This window comes from Paenibacillus sp. 1_12 (genome assembly GCF_900114475.1).
In the GTDB taxonomy this organism is placed as follows: Bacteria; Bacillota; Bacilli; order Paenibacillales; family NBRC-103111; genus Paenibacillus_S.
The window spans coordinates 38,410-57,373 of the sequence record NZ_FOTE01000006.1 but is presented as its reverse complement, the minus strand read 5'-3'; the positions used below and the strand labels follow the sequence as shown (position 1 = coordinate 57,373).

The following is an 18,964-nucleotide window of genomic DNA, read 5'->3' as shown; positions in this document are numbered from 1 at the left end:
GAGACAGTAGTTCCAGACAAAGAGTCACAGTGAGCCGGAAAAGGTGAGATCCGGTACGGATGACTGGAATGAAGCGGACTCGGGAAATGGTTCTCCGAACACAGCAAGTAGGAGGATCCGGTAACTGCCGTTATCAGCAGAGTGACTAGCCCTAGTAGAGGTCTAGTACTTAGAGTGGTACCACGGGAAGCGTTAGCTCTCGTCTCTTATTTTAGAGACGGGGGCTTTTTGTATTTTAATCACAATAAAGGAGGAATAAGCTATGATCAACACGGTATTGTGCTCTGAAATTGAACAGCTTGTACTTGAAATGCTGGCTGAACAAGGGATTCAACTCACGTCTGCGCTGAATATCCAAATTGAACATCCAACGCACCCTGAGCATGGCGAATATAGCACAAACATAGCCATGATACTGGCTAAGACCTTACGCAGATCCCCATTGCATATTGCTGCAGAGCTTAAGCAAAGGCTGGAACAACAAGAGAGGATGGACGGTCTTTTTACACAGATCCAAGTGGCAGCACCCGGCTTTTTGAATTTTCATCTGAACTGGGCAGTTTGGGCATCCAGCCAATTCGAGACACCGAAGGGTACCGGGTCGAAAGTACTCATCGAGCACACTTCCATCAATCCCAACAAATCGGCTCATATCGGCCATTTAAGAAACTCTTGTATCGGAGATGCGTTGGCTCGCATGCTCAGATACGTAGGACATGAGGTTGAGGTTCATAATTACATTGATGATCTTGGCAATCAATTAGCGGATACGGTGGTGGGGATTCTAAATACATCTGCCGAGCAATCTCATGCACGCTTTGGGGATTACTGCTGGGATACGTACGCTCGGATCAATCAAGCCTATAAGGTGAATCCTGTGCTGCAGGAAGCGCGCGTTCAAGTGCTACAAGAGCTGGAAGAGGGTCATTCCAATATGGCCTGGATCGGTTCTTTGGTTGCAGAGCGTATCGTTCGCGAACAGCTGGATGAAATGAAGCAGTTTGGCATTGGATATGATGTGCTGGTTTGGGAAAGCAATATCGTGAGAGAAGGCTTTTGGGCATCGACGTTTGAATTACTTCAGCAGACGGATGTATTCCGTAAAGTCACCGATGGGAAGCTGAGCGGCTGTTGGGTACTTAAGCAATCCGAGGAATGGACGGGAGCAGCTGGGGATGCTGATTATCAGGCAGATAAAGTGTTGGTCAGATCGAACGGGATTTTAACGTACACGGCCAAGGATATTGCCTACCATTTGTGGAAATTTGGAATTCTTGAAAAGGATTTTACCTACACCAAATTCGCAGCGCATGTATGGACAACACATCCGAAGGGTGTCAGGAAGAGATTTGGCCGAGCGGATACCGTGATCAACGTCATTGATCAGCGACAGCAATATCCACAAGCAATGGTGAAGCTGGCACTTGAAGTGCTCGGATATACGAAGCAAGCTGAGCAATTAAAGCATGTAAGCTATGGTGTTGTATCGTTAAGTCCGGAAACGGCTGCTTACCTGGGAGTGGATACTTCGGACGGCAAAAGCTCTTATGCGATGTCAGGCCGTCAAGGAATTGGGATCAAAGTAGCCGACCTGCTGGATCAAATGGAGCACATCATTCATTCGAAGCGCAAAAGAAAACAAGGTTTGTCGAGCAGATCGATAGCGGCAGCCGCGATTCGTTATTATTTGTTAAAATACCATCTGCAGACCGAAGTTGTCTTTGATTTGCAGCAGGCTACGGAGGTATCCGGAAACTCGGGAGTCTATCTTTTATATTCTTACGCAAGAGCCAACAGCATTGTGGATAAGGCGGCTCAAGCTCAACTGCTGCCTAACGGATTTCCGTTACAACCCAACGCCTTGAGCTTAACAAAGCTGGAACCGCAGGAGCAGCTTTTATTCAGACAGCTTGCCTACTGGCCCGAAACCCAGCAACAATCGATCGATCAGCTCGCCCCTAATTTGATATGCAGCTATGCTTTTGAGCTGGCATCAACGTTTAACAACTTTTATAGCGCTTGTCCAATAATGAAAGCACCTGAGATGCAGCGTGAGCTTCGCCTATGGCTTACCCAGCGCTTTAAAGATACCTTGCATCAAGCCTTACAAATCCTTGGTTTACCCACACCAAAGCGGATGTGAAATCGTTGTTTATAAGTCCGGTGAAAAAATGGAGTGGCCAAATGATATCCTGGAGAAGCACAAGCACTTGCCTATGAAGTCGTGAATAAACTTTTAATTCTCCTCCAATTTCACGACTTCAACAGCTGAGAGTTTGCATAAGCAAACTGGCTTCGTTAACATAATCCCGGAAGGATATTTGGCCGCGCAGTGTGACTTATTCATCGAACTTTTAAAAAAGCTTGAAAGAAAACAAAATATTGTTTATGATAAATATATCGCATAATATCAACCACTGTACTACATTATAAAACACTTGGTTGAATCGCAAGGAGTAGCCATGCCAATTATTCAATCCCTGGACCGTGCTTTAAACATTCTTGACTTGTTCGATGAGTACACGACTGAGTTGAAGATCACCGAGATCAGCACCCGTATGGACCTACACAAAAGTACGGTGCATTCGCTGCTGAAAACTTTACAGTTACACGGCTATATCGAACAGGATGCGGAATCGGGCAAGTATCGGCTCGGCATGCGATTGCTGGAAAAGGGTCAGCTCTTGCTGCAGCGGCTTGACATTCGATCTATAGCACGCAAGCATCTTGCCGCTTTTACCGATCAAACCGGACAAACAACGCATCTTGTTATTTTGGATGGCAAGGAAGGCGTTTACATTGACAAGGTTGAAGGTCAGAAGGCAGCGATCCGTTATTCACGAATAGGCCGCAGAGTGCCACTCCACAGCAGTGCCGTTGGCAAAGCTTTAACCGCTTTTCGTAAACCAGAAGAGATCGAGTTGTTGTTAAAAAATTACAGCTATATCGTTCAGACATCTTTGACTATCACGAATAAGGAAGCATTTCTTACAGAGCTATCCAAGATCCAAAGACAAGGCTATGCGGTTGACGATCAGGAGAACGAGCCTGGCGTACGCTGTGCAGCTGCTCCGATCTATGATCATAATGGTCAAGTGGCAGCAGCTATGAGCGTATCCACGCTGTTATCTGCCGTAGATGATACCCAATTTTCACAATTGATTGATCTGCTGCTGCAGGAAACAGAGACGATCTCCAAGCTATTGGGTTATCGTCCCTAAAGAAGTTCATAAATGCCTAATTAGGCATTTTATTTCGAATTAAAATCGAGAACGTTGTTTTATAATGTCAAACAAAATCGTTTTTTAGTTAACAAAAACTAATTATTCAAGAGAAGAGGGACTTATCCATGAGAATTATCCGATATACGAATGCACAATCCGTGCCACAGCTTGCAGCCGTGAATGAACAAGGTTCGGTTTACAATCTGGAGCAATCTGATTTTATCTCCTTAGTTAACGAAGCAAAGGAAGCAGGGAAGTCGGTTTTGGAGTTTTTGCAAGCGCTTGTTTCGGGTAAATCCCCTATAACAGAGCAGCTTGAGCAGCTTGAGCTTCTAGTTCCTGTTGTAGCACCTGAGGTATGGGCTGCAGGTGTCACTTATGAACGGAGTCGGGAAGCGCGTAATTATGAAGCAACAGGCGGCAAAATGGACGCATCTACCTTTTATGACAAAGTGTATGATGCCGTGCGTCCGGAGATTTTCTTCAAATCAACGGCTGCACGTACGGTGGGCCCAGAGGATTATGTACAGCTCCGCAGTGATTCTGAGTGGCAAGTACCGGAGCCGGAGCTTGGACTTGTATTAGACAGCGCTGGTACAATATTGGGCTACACCATCGGTAACGACATGAGCTGCAGGGATATCGAGGGTGAGAATCCGTTGTATTTGCCGCAGGCTAAGATGTGGAAGCGTTCTTGCTCGATTGGACCGGCTATACTGCTGGCAGAAGCTGTTGCTGATCCTTACCAGTTCCAGATCACCAGTTCGATTTACCGAAACGGGGAGAAGGTTGTGGAAGGTACAGCAAGCACAGGACAGCTAAAAAGGAAATTAGAGGAGCTTGTATCCTTTCTCGTGAGAGATAACGAGGTTTTTGACGGGACGGTATTATTGACCGGAACTTGCATTGTACCACCCAATGAATTCACACTTGCTAATGGGGATCGTATCGTCATCGAAATTTCCGGCATTGGGACATTGATCAATCCAGTTAAAAGTGCGAACTAATAAATAATAATTTCACAGGATCATTTAGACCAACATATTGAAATCTGAGGAGGAATAACAATGGGAGTATTTACAGGTGAACAAACCTATTTGAATTATATCAATGGTGAATGGAAAGCAGCGGTTTCAGGGAAAACCATTCCGAGCATCAACCCGGCGAACCGCCATGAAGTGGTAGGTTATGTCCAATCCTCGTCAGCAGAGGATTTGAATGAAACTGTAGCTGCAGCGAAAGCCGCGGCTAAAGCATGGAAAAAGCTCTCCGGTGCGGCAAGAGGTGATTATTTATTCAAAGCTGCCAACATATTGGAGCGTCGTTTGGACGAGGTTGCTGAATCCATGACCAGAGAAATGGGTAAAACTTTGCCGGAAGCCAAAGGTGAAACCGCTCGCGGTGTGGCGATTCTGCGATACTATGCTGGAGAAGGCATGCGTAAAATCGGCGATGTGATTCCTTCTACAGACAGCGAAGCCCTCATGTTCACAACCCGTGTTCCTCTTGGTGTCGTTGGCGTCATTTCCCCTTGGAATTTCCCTGTTGCGATTCCGATCTGGAAAATGGCACCTGCTTTGATTTACGGAAATACAGTTGTTCTCAAGCCTGCGACAGAAACAGCAGTTACTGCAGCAAAAGTCGTTGAATGTTTTGCCGAGGCAGGCCTTCCGGCAGGCGTTATCAATTTAATTACAGGCAGTGGCTCCGTCATTGGTCAGGGCTTGGCTGAGCATAAAGATGTCAATGGAATTACGTTTACTGGCTCCAACCAGGTAGGTAAAAGCGTCGGTCAAGCAGCTTTGGCGAGAGGTGCCAAATATCAGCTCGAAATGGGCGGGAAAAATCCGGTCATTATCGCGGACGATGCGAATCTCGATTTGGCAGTAGATGGGACAATTAGCGGCGGTATCAAATCAACTGGACAAAAATGCACAGCGACTTCGCGGGTTATTGTGATGAGTGCGGTCTACGAAGCGTTCAAAGATAAGCTCGTTAACAAGGTTAGAGATTTGAAGGTAGGTCATGGCTTGGAGCAGGGTACCTGGCTAGGACCTTGCGCGAATGAAAACCAGTTGAAAACCGTTGTTTCTTATATCGAAAAAGGTATTGCCGAAGGTGCCGAGCTGCTTGTTGGAGGCGCGCGTCCCGAGCAAGCGGATTTAGCAGATGGATTTTATATACAGCCTACCGTATTTGATAAAGTGACTCCGGATATGGCGATTGCCCGTGAGGAGGTTTTTGGACCGCTTCTCGCATTAATTCAGGTGGACACGATGGAAGAAGCGATTGCACTGGCAAATGACTCTGATTATGGACTCAGTGCTTCGATTTATACACAAAACATTAGCAATATTTTGGCCTTTATTCAGGATATGGATGCAGGCTTGGTAAGAATCAATGCTGAAACAGCGGGAGTTGAGCTGCAAGCACCATTCGGTGGCATGAAGCAATCAAGCTCACACTCGCGTGAGCAGGGTCAAGCGGCTATAGAATTTTTCACTGCTATAAAAACCGTATTCTTAAAATCCTGATCGTTCTGCCATTATGTCTTTCATTATAAAGATGCATACGATAGGTTATCTATACTGCACATAACGTCAGGAAAGAAGGTTTCTACATTGAGTGAGCAGTTAAATCAGATTATGGGCACCGACAATTCGCAAATTTATGAAATTCATACGCATGCCTCCGGTCCTGAGGGCTCGCTGCCTTTAACAAAGGAAATGCTGTTGAATTCACCGAGCGGTGATTTATTCGGGCTTTCGCAAAATGTAGGAATGGGCTGGAAACCGTCTCGTCTTGGCGGCAAGCAGTTTCTGCTGTTGAGCACGCAAGGAGGTATCCGTAAGGATGACGGAACGCCTGTGGCTCTGGGATACCATACTGGTCATTGGGAAATAGGGCTTCTTATGGAAGCAGCAGCCAATGAGATCGCCGACAACGGCGGTCTTCCTTTTGCAGGCTATGTGAGCGATCCTTGCGATGGTCGTTCCCAGGGAACGACTGGAATGTTTGATTCGCTGCCATACCGGAATGATGCGGCTATCGTTTTTCGGCGGTTGGTCCGCTCCTTACCTACCCGCAGGGGTGTAATTGGTGTGGCTACCTGTGATAAAGGGCTGCCAGCCATGATGATGGCGCTTGCCGGAATTCATGATCTGCCATGTATTGTTGTTCCAGGAGGCGTGACGCTTCCTCCAACTAACGGCGAGGATGCAGGCAAGATTCAGACGATAGGCGCCCGCTATGCAAATGGGGAGCTGTCACTTGAGGATGCAGCTGATTTGGGCTGTCGCGCCTGCGCAACTCCAGGGGGTGGCTGTCAGTTTCTCGGTACGGCAGCAACTGCACAGGTCGTAGCCGAAGCGCTAGGCATGACTATTCCGCATGCTGCATTGTCTCCTTCCGGTCAGCCGATATGGAAAGAAATGTCCCGTCAATCGGCGCGCGCCATGATGGCTATGGAAGCTAAGGGCATCAAGATGAAGGATATTTTGACGGAATCGGCTATCCGCAACGCGATGGCAGTTCATGCTGCTTTTGGCGGATCGACAAATCTGCTGCTGCATATTCCGGCAATCGCTCATGCGGCGGGATTACCTGTGCCTACCGTTCAGGATTGGATTCAGATCAATAAATCAGTTCCACGCCTAGTCAGTGTGCTGCCGAACGGACCAGATTATCATCCGACCGTACGTGTGTTTCTGGCTGGCGGTGTGCCAGAGGTTATGCTGCATCTAAGACGTCTTGGCGTATTAGATGTGGATGTGATGACGGTAACAGGAGAAAAGCTGTCAACCATTCTCGATTGGTGGGAAACGAGCGAACGCAGGCAGGTGCTAAAGAAGCTGCTTCTAGAATCCGATGGCATTGATGCGGATGATGTGATCATGACACCAGAGCAATCCAAACGAAGAGGACTTACTTCAACTGTCACCTTTCCGATGGGGAATCTGGCTCCAGAAGGTTCAGTTATTAAATCAACAGCTATTGATGCATCGGTTGTTGGTGCGGATGGTGTCTATCGTCACCGTGGTCAAGCTAAGGTGTATACCTCTGAGCGCGAAGCGATCTTTGCGATTAAAAACGGTGGTATAGCAGCAGGAGATATTATGGTGCTGATTGGCCGTGGTCCTTCTGGAACCGGTATGGAAGAAACGTACCAATTAACGTCAGCTTTGAAACATCTGCCCTTTGGCAAATACGTATCGCTTATTACGGATGCCCGTTTCTCAGGAGTATCCACAGGTGCTTGTATTGGTCATGTCGGACCTGAGGCACTTGCTGGCGGTCCGATTGGCAAGCTGCGTAATGGAGATACGATTGATATCGTAGTGAACCGCGATACCCTCGAAGGCAGCGTTCATTTTATCGGTCACGGTGATGATCTCGTCACGCCAGAAGAAGGGGCTCTGATTCTTCAAGCTCGTGACCCGCATCCAGATCTCGCCCCCGATGCCAAGCTGCCGGACGATACCCGATTATGGGCCGCGCTGCAAGCGGTCAGCGGTGGCACTTGGCGGGGAAGTATTTATGACGTGGAGCGAATTGTGACAGCTTTGGAAGCAGGGAAGAAGTCCCTGGGCTGGTAAGGTGTTAACGCATAGGGCCATTTTGATGTGTGAATAGGTACTTATACAGAATAATCCGGAGATCCGAGCTGGGATCAAGACGATACGAATCGTTCTTGGTCGTGGCTGTGGCAATCTCCGGTTTTTTTATTACTGTAGTTTATATATAAGATGAACTAAAAAAACACACAGCCCGAGCGGAGAAAGTGGACCCTCCTGGAGAAACGAAGTGTTCGCCTTTGCAGACGGATTCTTACCCCTATGGGGCTAAGAATCGAAAGAATCTGGCTGCAACAGCGATTGGAAGAGGGGTCTGCTTTCGCAGCGACTCTTTGCTGTCATGATGTTTAGTTCATCTTATATAGATTCGGCCTGACATAGTATGATAGGATAGATAGGGAAGTAAGGATTTTAGGAGATGAAGCCATGAGTATAGGCAGTATATTTTTGCAAACCTCTATTGATACCTATAAGAGCACGGAGAAATTGGGCCATAAAACGTTGATGCAACTATCCTATGCGGAACTGCACATGCAACCAAGCACGGAATCGAATTCAATAGCCATTATCGTCAAACACCTGAATGGCCATATGCTTTCGCGCTGGACTGATTTTCTTACCACAGACGGGGAGAAGCAGAGCCGAGATCGGGATGCCGAATTTGAGGGAGGTTATGCTTCACGTGAAGCGCTTCTAGAAGCTTGGCATTCAGGCTGGGAGACTATGTTTGAGACATTAAACGAATTGAAGGAAGAAGACTTGCTGCGGACCATAACGATTCGCGGAGAGTCACTTACTGTGATTGAAACCGTAACGAAACAGCTTCAGCATTATGGTTATCATGTAGGACAAATCGTGTATATCGGCAAGCAGATCAAGAATACAGAGTGGCAGCAGCTCAGTAATCCCAAGAAAACATCACGGACATAATGATAATGATCATTCGTTTTTTCCGTATCATCAATAGTAACCGTATGATCAGATAGAGAAGGTAGGTAACCATATTGAAATTTCGACCATGTATCGATTTGCACCAAGGTAAGGTCAAACAAATTGTAGGCGAAACCTTAAGTGCAGCTAACCATGATGTTGTAGAGAACTTTGTTTCCGAGTACGATTCCGCCCACTACGCGGCCATGTTCAAGCAGGATCAGCTGCGTGGCGGGCATGTGATCATGCTCGGCAGCGGTAATGAACAAGCGGCTACTCAAGCACTTCGCACATATCCGGGAGGCTTGCAGATTGGTGGCGGCATCACAGCGGATAACGCAGTTTCCTATCTGGAGCAGGGCGCTTCGCATGTTATTGTGACCTCTTACATTTTCCGAGATGGCGAGCTGGATATGCATAATTTGCGTCGTATAGTAGAAGCTGTAGGCAAGGAACGACTCGTAATTGATTTAAGCTGCAAAGCCAAAGACGGAGTTTGGTATGTGGTAACGAACCAGTGGAAAACGTTCAGCAGCTTTGAAGTCAACCACGCTAATATTCGTGAGCTGGAAAGCTATTGCGATGAATTTCTTGTCCACGCCGTTGATGTGGAAGGTAAACGTACTGGAATTCATGAGAGCCTTGTCCGTCATTTGGCTGATTGGGTGACGATTCCCACAACATATGCAGGTGGAGCACGTTCTATGGAAGATTTGGAACTGTTCGGTTCCATAGTTCATGGGAATATGGATATTACCGTAGGCAGCGCGTTGGACATTTTTGGTGGAAGCTTGCCATACAAGGATGTTGTTGCTTATTGCGGCAAGGCATAGTAAGGAGGCGACGACCATAAGCAGAATCACAGAAATCGATAAGTCCCGTCTGCAGGTGTTTATGGCGTTTCAACAGGATCCACTCGGTCTGCTGGTGAATGTTCTCCATGATGGCGATATGGTTTACTTGGGCAACGGACGCAAACGGCCAGCCTTTATCGTGAACTCTCCGGAATTTGTTCATGAAATTCTTGTCAGCAAGGACGCCTTTTTTGTTAAAGGACGTTCTTCTTCTGTGCTTAGCAGAACGATAGGGGATGGGCTCCTAACCTCCGAGCATGAGCGCCATCAAAAGCAGCGTCAGTATATGCAGCCTGTTTTTTACAAGGAACGGATTCAGTCTTATGCCCAAATCGTACTCAGTGAAGCAGAAGCGTTCGCTAACCGATTGATAGCAGGACAAACCATTTCAATCAGTGATACCATGATGCAGCTTACGTTGACCGTGATAGCCCGGTCGATGTTTGCCACCGATCTGGAGGAACGTAAGTCAGAGCTGGCTGCAGCGGTGAATGATACGATAGAGCGCTCTGCCCGAACTTTATTTTCACCATTTATTATGCCGCTAGGTATGCCGACTCCAGGGAATATGGTGCATCGAAGGGCCATTCGTACACTGGAATCGATGGTCTACGAGGTTATCAACGATGCCAAGATACATCCGGAGCCCTATCAATTAAGCTTGCTTGGACTGCTGATGGATACTCGAGATACGAATGGTGAGGGAATTCCGACAAAAGAAATACGCGATCAAATGATGACCATGCTGCTGGCCGGACATGAGACTACCGCAAATTTGCTTACATGGATCTGGTATGCGCTGGGAGAGAATCCAGAGGTGGAGGCCAAATTCCACAAGGAGCTGGAGAATGTCGAGCTGACCGAGGGTTCAGCAATGGAGACCTATCGAAGGCTCACCTACACCAACCAAATCATTCAAGAGGCACTTCGTCTGTACCCGCCTGCATGGACCATATTAAGGGAAGTCGAGCGTGAGGTGACGATGCTCGGTGAAACCTTTAAGCCACAAAGCTCTTTTCTGATCAGTCCTTATTCCATTCATCGAAATGGGAATACATTCGAGGATCCGCTTTCTTTTCGTCCTGAACGATTTGCTGAAGGAGCAGGTGTTTGGCCGCGATTTGCTTATTTCCCGTTTGGCGGAGGCTCGCGAAGCTGCATCGGATCTAACTTTGCCATGATGGAAGCAACACTGATTCTGGCAGCAGTAGGTAAAAGATTTCGTTTTCGTCGGACAGATTCACGACCGGTTCAGCCAGAGCCACTCGTATCACTTCGTATCAAAGGCGGACTCACCATGAAGCCTTTCAAGCAATAGCAAAGCAAATCAGGCATTTCTAGCCTAACCTTGCTTGCTATTGCTATTTCTTATTTTCCCACGTAAAAAGTGATCTCAGTCCCTTTTTCCACTTTTTCATTCGCCGGAGGATCTTGCCTCATGACTTTACCTGCTGAGGCTTCATTAGCCTCCATAAAAAATGCATAACGTAAATTGTTTGCAAGGAGCAGTGCTTCTGCTTCTTTTAACGGCATATCCTTTAAATTTGGAACTACCACGATATCCTCATCTTTGACCGGCTTTGGAGCTACTGGCGCAGGGGTTGGAGTGGTCAGTTGCGGAGTCGGATTCTGAACGGCTGGTTTTTCGACCACCGTTTGATTAGACGTCTGATCGGGTTTTCTTAGCAAATGCACGGTTAGCATTTCTCCAATCAGAAGAACCAGGATAATGAAACCTGCAAGGATCCATTTCTTTTTATTTCCACTACGCTTGACTACCTCCGTATCCTCAGAATCAACTTTATGCTGGTGCTGATCAGGTTTTGGTCGAATAATGATGGTATCCTGAAATGAATGGCTTTGAATTTGCTGTTGAGTCGATTGAGCCTTGTTCTCCACTTTTTCCACTGAAGCTTGAACCGGAGGGACAGGAGCGATCAGTTTTTTTTCAATAAGGGTGCGTTCAATATCCTCATGATCCGGATATGTTAGCAGAATTTGATCAAGGCCTTTCAGCAGCTGAGTAAAGCTTTTACTGTTCAGCAATGCGAATCGCATCCACCTCACAATGGGATCTTTTTCATCATCAGTCATTTTGCCTAAAGCATCCGTCATCAGCAAACCCATAGCATTCACATCAACGGGAATAATATGAGTTTTTGCGACCAGCTGATACAGCAAACGTCCCAGTCCGGGAGCTTCACTCCTTTGTGAATCCTCATTACTCCAATAGTTAATGATAATAGGCTGATTATCGCCCTGCATCCAGATGTTGTTTGCATGAACCGAAAAGCCCGAGATTCCATCTTTAGCCGCTTCAAGGATGTTTTGGCCCAGTCTGCGAATGAGGATAAGTATTTCGTACACAGTTAGGGAATGAGTCTCAAGCTCCTGTTCCAAAAAATAGCCAAGCTCAGGCTTTAGCACAATCATAATGGAATGCGAATCGAGTTCAATATCCCATACATGCATAAAGCGATCCTCCGGCAGCTGTGATCCATCCTTGATCGATTGCATCACTTCCAGCCGCGGTCCTTCGTTTTCATCAAACTCCGTAATATAGAGCATCACATCACGATTCAGAATAGAATCATGGCCTTTATATAAGATCCCTAAGGATTGTTTTTGTAGTTGTTCTTCTTTGTTATAACGTTTATAGGTATGGGTATCCATCATAGCGCCTCCTGCTATTCACAATATTCGTAAGCAATCTCTATTTTGTGAATGATTTTGTACCTTGAGGTTTATTTAGTAGTAATAATAGTATAACATGCTTGTCGATTACAAACAGGTAGTGATTAAAAATGGCATTTGGGTTCTTAAATAAACAATCGTTTCTGACGTTCGACATCTCTGCTATAATAAGATCAGCTTATACAAGCTTATAAATTTGAGGCTTATACATATGTGAGGTGGCAGAAATGATCAAGCTAGTGGCATTTGATGTGGATGGAACATTGCGGGACCGGGATTACTTGCCCGAATCGACCCGTTTGGCGCTTCAGCGTTTAAAGGAACACGGTATTATCCTTACATTATGTACAGGACGTAGTGAGTATGAAATGGCTTCACTTCGCGAGGAGCTTGGTATTGATTGGGCTATTACTTGCAATGGTACGCATATTGGCTATCGGGGAGAAACCATCTTTGGCACTGCCTTTGCCAAAGATACCGTAAGTGAATGGCTCCAGCAAGCAGATCGTTTGAACCAAACACTGTTGTTGTATGGCTCGGAGAAAATGTTTACAAATCGCCAGGACGATCCTTATTTCCTACAGGCTCAGAAGGAGATCGGCTTCATGGATCCGATTCTGCTGGAATCCACACAGGAAGTGCCTGATGTGTATCAGTGTATTGTATTTTGTAACGAGCAGGATGAGTCATTGTATGTTGGAGAAGAACGTAATACCTATTATATGCACCGCTGGCGTTCATGGGCTCTTGACATTAATCCTGGTGGTATGAATAAAGCGATCGGTTTGCAAAAGCTGCTTGATCATCTGGGTATTTCCACGGAAGAAGCTGCAGCATTTGGCGATGGACTGAACGATTGGGAAATGATTGAGGAAGTTGGCCTTGGAATCGTAATGGGTAATGCGGATGATAGCTTGAAGCAAAAAACAAGCTTCGTTACTCGCTCGCTGCGTGAAGACGGTATCGCTTACGCGGTGGACAAGTGGATTCTACAGCTTTCTTAACCGATAATCGTGAACCTTGCGATAGCTTACATATGCTTGCGGTACATATTTGGAGCCATACCCACGTACTGCTTGAATAAACGAGAGAAATAGAAGACGTCGGTATAACCTAATTGATGAGAGATTTCTTTGATCGATAGCTCTGAATTAATCAGTATGTTTTTGGCTTCGGCAATTTTTAAACGATGAACATATTCATTAAACGGATAACCTGTAAATTCAGATACATTGCGACGCAGTGTGGATACGGATATATGATGCCGCTTCGCTATTTTGTCAGCATCGATCGGCTCGTTTAAAAAATTTGAAATATCGTCCATGATCGGGATCATTTTATGCATCCTGTTGCTTTCCGGTTGTTCGTTAGCGTTCAAGATGAACTCGTACAGCATGGATTCAAGCAGCAGGGATGCCCGATCAATACTCGCCGGAACACCGCTCTCCATCAACAAAAAGATACGCTCAATTTTACTTTGCTGGGCGTCGTCCATACCTACCCGCAGTACCTTGTCCCGCTGAATCCCCCAATGCTCCATCCATTCCTGAATTCGATAGCCTTCAATTGTAAAATAAAACTCATCCCAGTAGCCATTAGGTTCAGGGCCGTAATGAAATTCGGCATCCGGGTAAAACCAGAACAAGCTTCCTTGCTCAACCTGCTGCCGAACTCCGTTGTTCACCTGATAGCTTCCTTTACCACCGGTAATATATACAATCGCCCATCTGCTGAAAGTGGCCTGCTGTCTGTGCATTGTTCTTCCAGGCAGATGTCCGACATTAGTTATCCTCAAAGATTGAACATAAAGCTTACTCGAATCAACTTTGCAGTCTATGGTCCGAAGAGGTTGTGGACTGATCATATAATCCATGAATCGTGTCACTTAATGCATTCACTCCATCTCAGCTCCATGGTATGGTTGTTAGGTATTTATCCTATTGTAACATACATTGGAGGTAGCTGACGCCATGTCTAAATTGAAAATTGCCGTCATCGGTGCCGGATCGATATCCGAGGCCCATTTGACTGCATATTCTGTACATCCAGAAGTAGAATTAAGCGCAATCTGTGATTTGAATGAAACGAGAGCTCAGGAAAAAGCAGAACGTTATGGTGTGAAAACTACGTATACGGATGTTCAGAACCTGCTGAAAAATCCAGATATTGAAGCTGTCAGTATCTGTACTTGGAATCATACGCATGCGGAAATTGCCATCGCAGCTCTGGAAGCAGGAAAGCATGTATTATGTGAAAAGCCTCTTTGCAAAACGGTAGAAGAAGCACTACGTGTGCAAAAGGCAGTTAAGGACTCGGGAAAAGTGCTTCAGGTCGGCTACGTCAGACGTTTCGGTATGAATGTGCAAACTCTGCGCAAATTTGTGGACGCCGGCCAATTGGGCGAGATTTATTATTCCAAAGCCTCTTGCTTACGTCGTCTCGGAAATCCAGGTGGCTGGTTTTCGGATAAAGAGCGCTCTGGTGGCGGACCACTAATTGATCTTGGTGTGCATGTGATAGATTTGTGCTGGTATTTGATGGGGAAGCCGAAGGTCAAATCGGTTAGCGGCAATACATATCGTAAGCTTGGAAACCGCGCCCATATCGAAAATTTATCCTATTACAAGGCAGCGGATTATAACGCTGACCATAATGATGTCGAGGATTTGGCGAATGCATTGATCCGTTTTGAGAACGGAGCTTCATTGATGGTGGATGTCAGCTTCACGCTGCATGCCCGCAAGGATGAGCTTGCTGTTAAATTATATGGCGATAAGGGTGGAGCCGAAATTGAACCCGAGCTGCACATGATGTCCGAACAACAGAATACGATTGTCAATATGACTCCGCAGATCGATCATCCAACCTTTCAATTCCAACCTGGCTTTAATGCAGAGATTGCTCATTTTGTCGATTGCTGCCGCGGTCGAACGGAAACGTTATGTCCAGTAGAGGATGGGGTCGAAATGATTAAAATATTAAGTGCGATTTATCAATCGGCAGCTGAAGGTAAGGAGATTCAGTTTTAATCACCAGAAAATATACATGAAGGAGGTATCTTGAAAATGAAGCTAGCCAATAAAGTTGGTGTGATCGTCGATAGCTTTGGGGTTGGTGTTCGTGAAGGTTTAAAGAAGGCGCAGGAGGTTGGCGCCGATGGCGTGCAAATTTACGCGGTTTCAGGTGAGATGGATCCAGTAGGATTATCGGCACAAGCTCGTCGCGAGCTCAAAAGCTATATTGATTCATTAGGTTTGGAAATCTCGGCGTTATGCGGTGATTTGGGAGGCCATGGCTTTCAGGATGCAGTGGCGAATCTTGGGAAGATTGAACAATCAAAGCGGATTCTCGATCTGGCGCTTGAGCTTGGAACGAATATTGTCACAACCCACATAGGTATTGTTCCGACTGATACGAATGATCGGATTTATGAAGCCATGCAGTCAGCTTGTGAGGAGCTGAGCGGCTATGCGCATAGTATGAACGCTTATTTTGCTATCGAGACTGGTCCTGAGCCTGCGTCCAGATTGAAGACATTTCTGGATTCGTTGACACAAAACGGAGTTTCCGTGAATTTCGATCCGGCTAACATGGTAATGGTGACAGGAGATGATCCCGTTCAGGGAGTATGGCTGCTGAAGGATTATATTGTGCATACGCATGTGAAGGATGGCATAAGAGTTCGCGAAATTGATCCAAAGGAAGTATACGGTTATTTGGGGTATAACAAAATGACGCATGAGCATATCGCCCAACTGGCAGCGTCCGGTCGAGCTTTTGAAGAGGTTCCGCTCGGGGAGGGACATGTCAAGTTTACTGAATATTTTCAAGCGCTGCAGCAAATTGGATATTCAGGGTATTTGACCATAGAACGTGAAGTTGGCGACCAGCCCGAGGTCGATATTCGGAAGGCAGTCACTTATATTCGCAATTATCAATAGACAAATGTGTTGTGTTGTAGAATCGATCAGGTGGTTCATCGAAATGACAGGAGGGAATGGATATATGAAAATCGCATTAAGCGCATGGAGCTGTCATCAGAGCTTTTATGATAAAACGTGGACAAACGCTGATTTCATTGATTTTGCTGCAACTACAGGTGCTGACGGCGTGGAGCTGCTCAGTATGTTCTGGAATCCGGATTCCGATATTGAGCCGGTACGTGAGGCGCTCAGACGAAACAGCTTGAAGCTAGCCTGCTTTGGGGCGAGCAATAATCTGGCCCAACTCGATGAGAAGAAGCGTAAGGAGCAGATTCAGGATATATGCTTGAGTGTGGATATGGCTGTACTGCTGGGAGCGGAGGTCGTAAGGGTATTTTCAGGCGATAAGACTGGAGACATGACCTTCGAGCAAGCCAAGGATTGGATATTGGATGGTTTGAGAGAGGCAGCAGCTTATGCAGGAGTCAAGGGAGTTACTCTTTGCCTAGAAAATCATGGACTATTTGCTGGAAAGGTGGAGCAGGTATCCAAAATCATCACTGAGGTCGGCTCGCCATATTTGCGAAATACGTTTGACACGGGGAATTTCCTGCTAGTAGACGAACAGCCGAATGTAGCTATTAACCAGCTGATTGACTTAGTAACACATGTGCATTTGAAGGATTTCAAGAAAATTACGGATAGTGAGCATAAAGGTAAAACCTATTCTTCGCTCAGTGGACTCGTATATGGCGGTCAGGTTCCCGGAGAGGGTGACGTGGATCTGCCGTTTGTTTTATCGAGCTTGAAACATGCTGATTATTCAGGCTGGTTGTCCGTCGAGTATGAAGGAAATGAGGATCAGAAGCTGGCATCCGCCCGCTCGATCAGCAATTTGGCAAAGCTGTTGGAACAATTGTAAGTACGGAGAAGGACTGTTTATTGGAGAGTTCAGCGAACTTGGTCTCCTTGTGATATAATAATGAGATTATAGTCTGTATACAGATGCAGATTTTCATCTATTGTTAGGGGGACAAAGTTTTGCGCAAGCGTTTTGTGATTGAGGCTGTGATGATTGCCGTGTACGGGGAAATGCTCGTGCCGAGTCAAGCCGTGGAATATCTGGTTCCTTATACAACAATAAGCGAATTGTATGAAATGATAGAAAGCAAGGAGCCCGTCATGCCTTTATCCATTGATGAGGCTCATGTACGATCAAAGATTAGCGAGCTCATAGCGCTGCTTGAGGAGCCTTTCAACAAGAAAAAGCTGGAGCGTGCATTGGCTACACCTTGGGGAAAAAGCCCGCCTTTGCCATTCAACGACAATGTGTCGTTTACCGTGGTAAATGCCTACGATAATACGGAGTACGGTGAAGATTTTGACCCTATTGAGACTGAGCTGATATTGACCTCGTTGCGAGAGAAAGCTCCGATTATGACGGATCAACCGGATTTAGTGGATAGAATTATTGAAGCACGGATTCCAGTTCACATCTTTGATATGGACGATTTTGAATTTGCTGTTGAGGAAGACGAGAATTCCGTATAAACAAGAATTAGACCCATCAACAGGATGGGTCTTTTTTTGATATTTGGGCAACCAAGGCCTACAAAAATATTTTGAAGTGATATTCTCTTGATCAACAAAAGGACTCGTATTGATGCATTTCAAGCCTTTTTTCCTGATTTTTTGCCTCTAAAATCCAGATTAGATATAGGAAAGATAAGGAAATGTACTCTGTGAGCAGCGCCTCATTCCTGCTATATTTATACATAAACCGACAACGGTCGTATAAATGGGGTATGCTAATGGTGTCAAAAACTATCAGGGCGGCTATCATTTGTATTTGTGTCTTCAACATAGGGTGGCAACCATCCGCGAAAGCGCAACCGGTGAAAAACAATGCGGCAATCGTACAAGCCTCGTCTTTGAACATTCGCAGCAGTCCGGATATTAATTCCACAGTGATAGGATCTCTAAAGAGGGACACTTTGGTATCTGTTTCCCAAGAATCGTATGGATGGCTCAAAATTCAAACAGGAAACACGATAGGTTGGGTAGCCGGTCAATACTTAAAAACAAATTCTCAAAATCAGTCGAATACAAGTAATATGGCTTCTTCTAATGTCCTACAGTCAGGTAAAAGCAATACATCTTCTCCTAAACAAACTAAGGTATCCGTGAGCCAGATCAATAACCCAATCCGTTCTAACCCTGGGCTAAAAGGAAAAGTAATTGTCATTGATCCAGGGCATGGTGGGAATGATCACGGGGGAATAGGAAAGATGTATGGCACGAGTGAAAAATCGCTTAACTTACAAACATCCAGTTATTTGGCAGAAAAGCTTCGTTTTTCCGGTGCTGAAGTAATCTTGACCAGAACCGATGATAAAGAGAAGCCAGAACTATCCAAACGGGTTGAAATTAGCATAGCGAAACGTGCAGACGCTTTTGTCAGTATCCATTACAATGCGTCGCCAAAGCTCGTCAGCGGTACTTTAACTTTTTTTTATTCAGAATCTAAGGACATGCCATTGGCGAGAAAAATCGAAGCTCAACTGAGTGGGACTTTTGGATTGAAAAGCAATGGAATTTCTTATGGTGATTTTCACGTACTGCGGGAGAACACCAGACCTTCTGCCTTGATTGAGCTCGGGTTTCTATCGAATCCTAAGGACGAAGCCATTATTCGGACTTCCGATTATCAGTTAAAAGCAGCGGAAGCGATCGTGGATGGATTGAAAGATTATTTTAACGGTTAG

Annotated in this window: 16 protein-coding genes and 1 other annotated feature (1 of these 17 cut by a window edge); of the genes, 14 read left to right on the top strand and 2 right to left on the bottom strand. The window is 45.8% G+C overall.

What is annotated here, in order from left to right; genetic code table 11:
• Positions 1-210, top strand: a binding site (T-box leader) (it extends 15 nt beyond the left edge of the window).
• A 52-nt stretch (positions 211-262) separates the two neighbouring features.
• The 8 genes from BM210_RS14895 to BM210_RS14860 all read left to right on the top strand — a co-directional run bounded on the left by BM210_RS14895 (position 263) and on the right by BM210_RS14860 (position 10,900).
• Positions 263-2,143, top strand: coding sequence for an arginine--tRNA ligase (locus tag BM210_RS14895; protein ID WP_091169566.1), 1,881 nt, complete (start codon positions 263-265; stop codon positions 2,141-2,143).
• A gap of 319 nt (positions 2,144-2,462) precedes the next feature.
• The gene (locus BM210_RS14890; RefSeq protein ID WP_091169563.1) at positions 2,463-3,221 is read left to right on the top strand and encodes an IclR family transcriptional regulator; all 759 of its coding nucleotides are present in this window, start codon (positions 2,463-2,465) and stop codon (positions 3,219-3,221) included.
• 128 nt (positions 3,222-3,349) lie between these two features.
• Positions 3,350-4,231: a fumarylacetoacetate hydrolase family protein gene (locus BM210_RS14885; protein WP_091169560.1), complete on the top strand. Its 882-nt coding sequence runs from the start codon at positions 3,350-3,352 to the stop codon at positions 4,229-4,231.
• A 60-nt stretch (positions 4,232-4,291) separates the two neighbouring features.
• The gene (gene gucD / locus BM210_RS14880; RefSeq protein WP_091169559.1) at positions 4,292-5,758 is read left to right on the top strand and encodes an alpha-ketoglutaric semialdehyde dehydrogenase GucD; all 1,467 of its coding nucleotides are present in this window, start codon (positions 4,292-4,294) and stop codon (positions 5,756-5,758) included.
• A gap of 111 nt (positions 5,759-5,869) precedes the next feature.
• Entirely contained in the window at positions 5,870-7,819 is a 1,950-nt protein-coding gene (locus BM210_RS14875) for a YjhG/YagF family D-xylonate dehydratase (protein WP_091170264.1), read from the top strand.
• A 405-nt stretch (positions 7,820-8,224) separates the two neighbouring features.
• Positions 8,225-8,728 (top strand): DUF1572 family protein, encoded by a 504-nt coding sequence (locus BM210_RS14870; protein WP_091169557.1) that lies wholly within the window; start codon positions 8,225-8,227, stop codon positions 8,726-8,728.
• Between the two features lie 74 nt (positions 8,729-8,802).
• On the top strand, positions 8,803-9,561 hold the full coding sequence (gene hisA, locus BM210_RS14865; RefSeq protein ID WP_091169555.1) for a phosphoribosylformimino-5-aminoimidazole carboxamide ribotide isomerase: 759 nt from the start codon (positions 8,803-8,805) through the stop codon (positions 9,559-9,561).
• Complete coding sequence (locus tag BM210_RS14860) at positions 9,533-10,900, top strand: cytochrome P450 (RefSeq protein WP_091169553.1); 1,368 nt, start codon at positions 9,533-9,535, stop codon at positions 10,898-10,900. The genes hisA and BM210_RS14860 overlap by 29 nt, the downstream gene beginning before the upstream one ends.
• 50 nt (positions 10,901-10,950) lie before the next feature.
• On the opposite strand, the gene BM210_RS14855 is transcribed toward BM210_RS14860, so the two are convergent.
• Complete coding sequence (locus tag BM210_RS14855; RefSeq protein ID WP_091169550.1) at positions 10,951-12,258, bottom strand: PASTA domain-containing protein; 1,308 nt, start codon at positions 12,256-12,258, stop codon at positions 10,951-10,953.
• A 245-nt stretch (positions 12,259-12,503) separates the two neighbouring features.
• On the opposite strand from BM210_RS14855, the gene BM210_RS14850 reads away from it, so the two are divergent.
• Positions 12,504-13,280, top strand: a complete 777-nt coding sequence (locus BM210_RS14850; protein WP_091169548.1) for an HAD family hydrolase — start codon at positions 12,504-12,506, stop codon at positions 13,278-13,280.
• Between the two features lie 26 nt (positions 13,281-13,306).
• On the opposite strand, the gene BM210_RS14845 is transcribed toward BM210_RS14850, so the two are convergent.
• Positions 13,307-14,032, bottom strand: a complete 726-nt coding sequence (locus tag BM210_RS14845; protein WP_256223624.1) for an AraC family transcriptional regulator — start codon at positions 14,030-14,032, stop codon at positions 13,307-13,309.
• Positions 14,033-14,246: 214 nt separating this feature from the next.
• On the opposite strand from BM210_RS14845, the gene BM210_RS14840 reads away from it, so the two are divergent.
• The 5 genes from BM210_RS14840 (at position 14,247) to BM210_RS14820 (ending at position 18,964) form a co-directional block, all read left to right on the top strand.
• Positions 14,247-15,305, top strand: coding sequence for a Gfo/Idh/MocA family protein (locus tag BM210_RS14840; RefSeq protein WP_091169543.1), 1,059 nt, complete (start codon positions 14,247-14,249; stop codon positions 15,303-15,305).
• Between the two features lie 36 nt (positions 15,306-15,341).
• Positions 15,342-16,217, top strand: a complete 876-nt coding sequence (locus BM210_RS14835) for a sugar phosphate isomerase/epimerase family protein (RefSeq protein WP_177237829.1) — start codon at positions 15,342-15,344, stop codon at positions 16,215-16,217.
• A gap of 64 nt (positions 16,218-16,281) precedes the next feature.
• A complete protein-coding gene (locus BM210_RS14830) occupies positions 16,282-17,121 on the top strand; it encodes a sugar phosphate isomerase/epimerase family protein (RefSeq protein ID WP_091169539.1) in 840 nt (279 codons plus the stop codon).
• A 119-nt stretch (positions 17,122-17,240) separates the two neighbouring features.
• The gene (locus tag BM210_RS14825) at positions 17,241-17,750 is read left to right on the top strand and encodes an ADP-heptose synthase (protein ID WP_091169536.1); all 510 of its coding nucleotides are present in this window, start codon (positions 17,241-17,243) and stop codon (positions 17,748-17,750) included.
• Between the two features lie 260 nt (positions 17,751-18,010).
• Positions 18,011-18,964: an N-acetylmuramoyl-L-alanine amidase family protein gene (locus BM210_RS14820; protein WP_091169533.1), complete on the top strand. Its 954-nt coding sequence runs from the start codon at positions 18,011-18,013 to the stop codon at positions 18,962-18,964.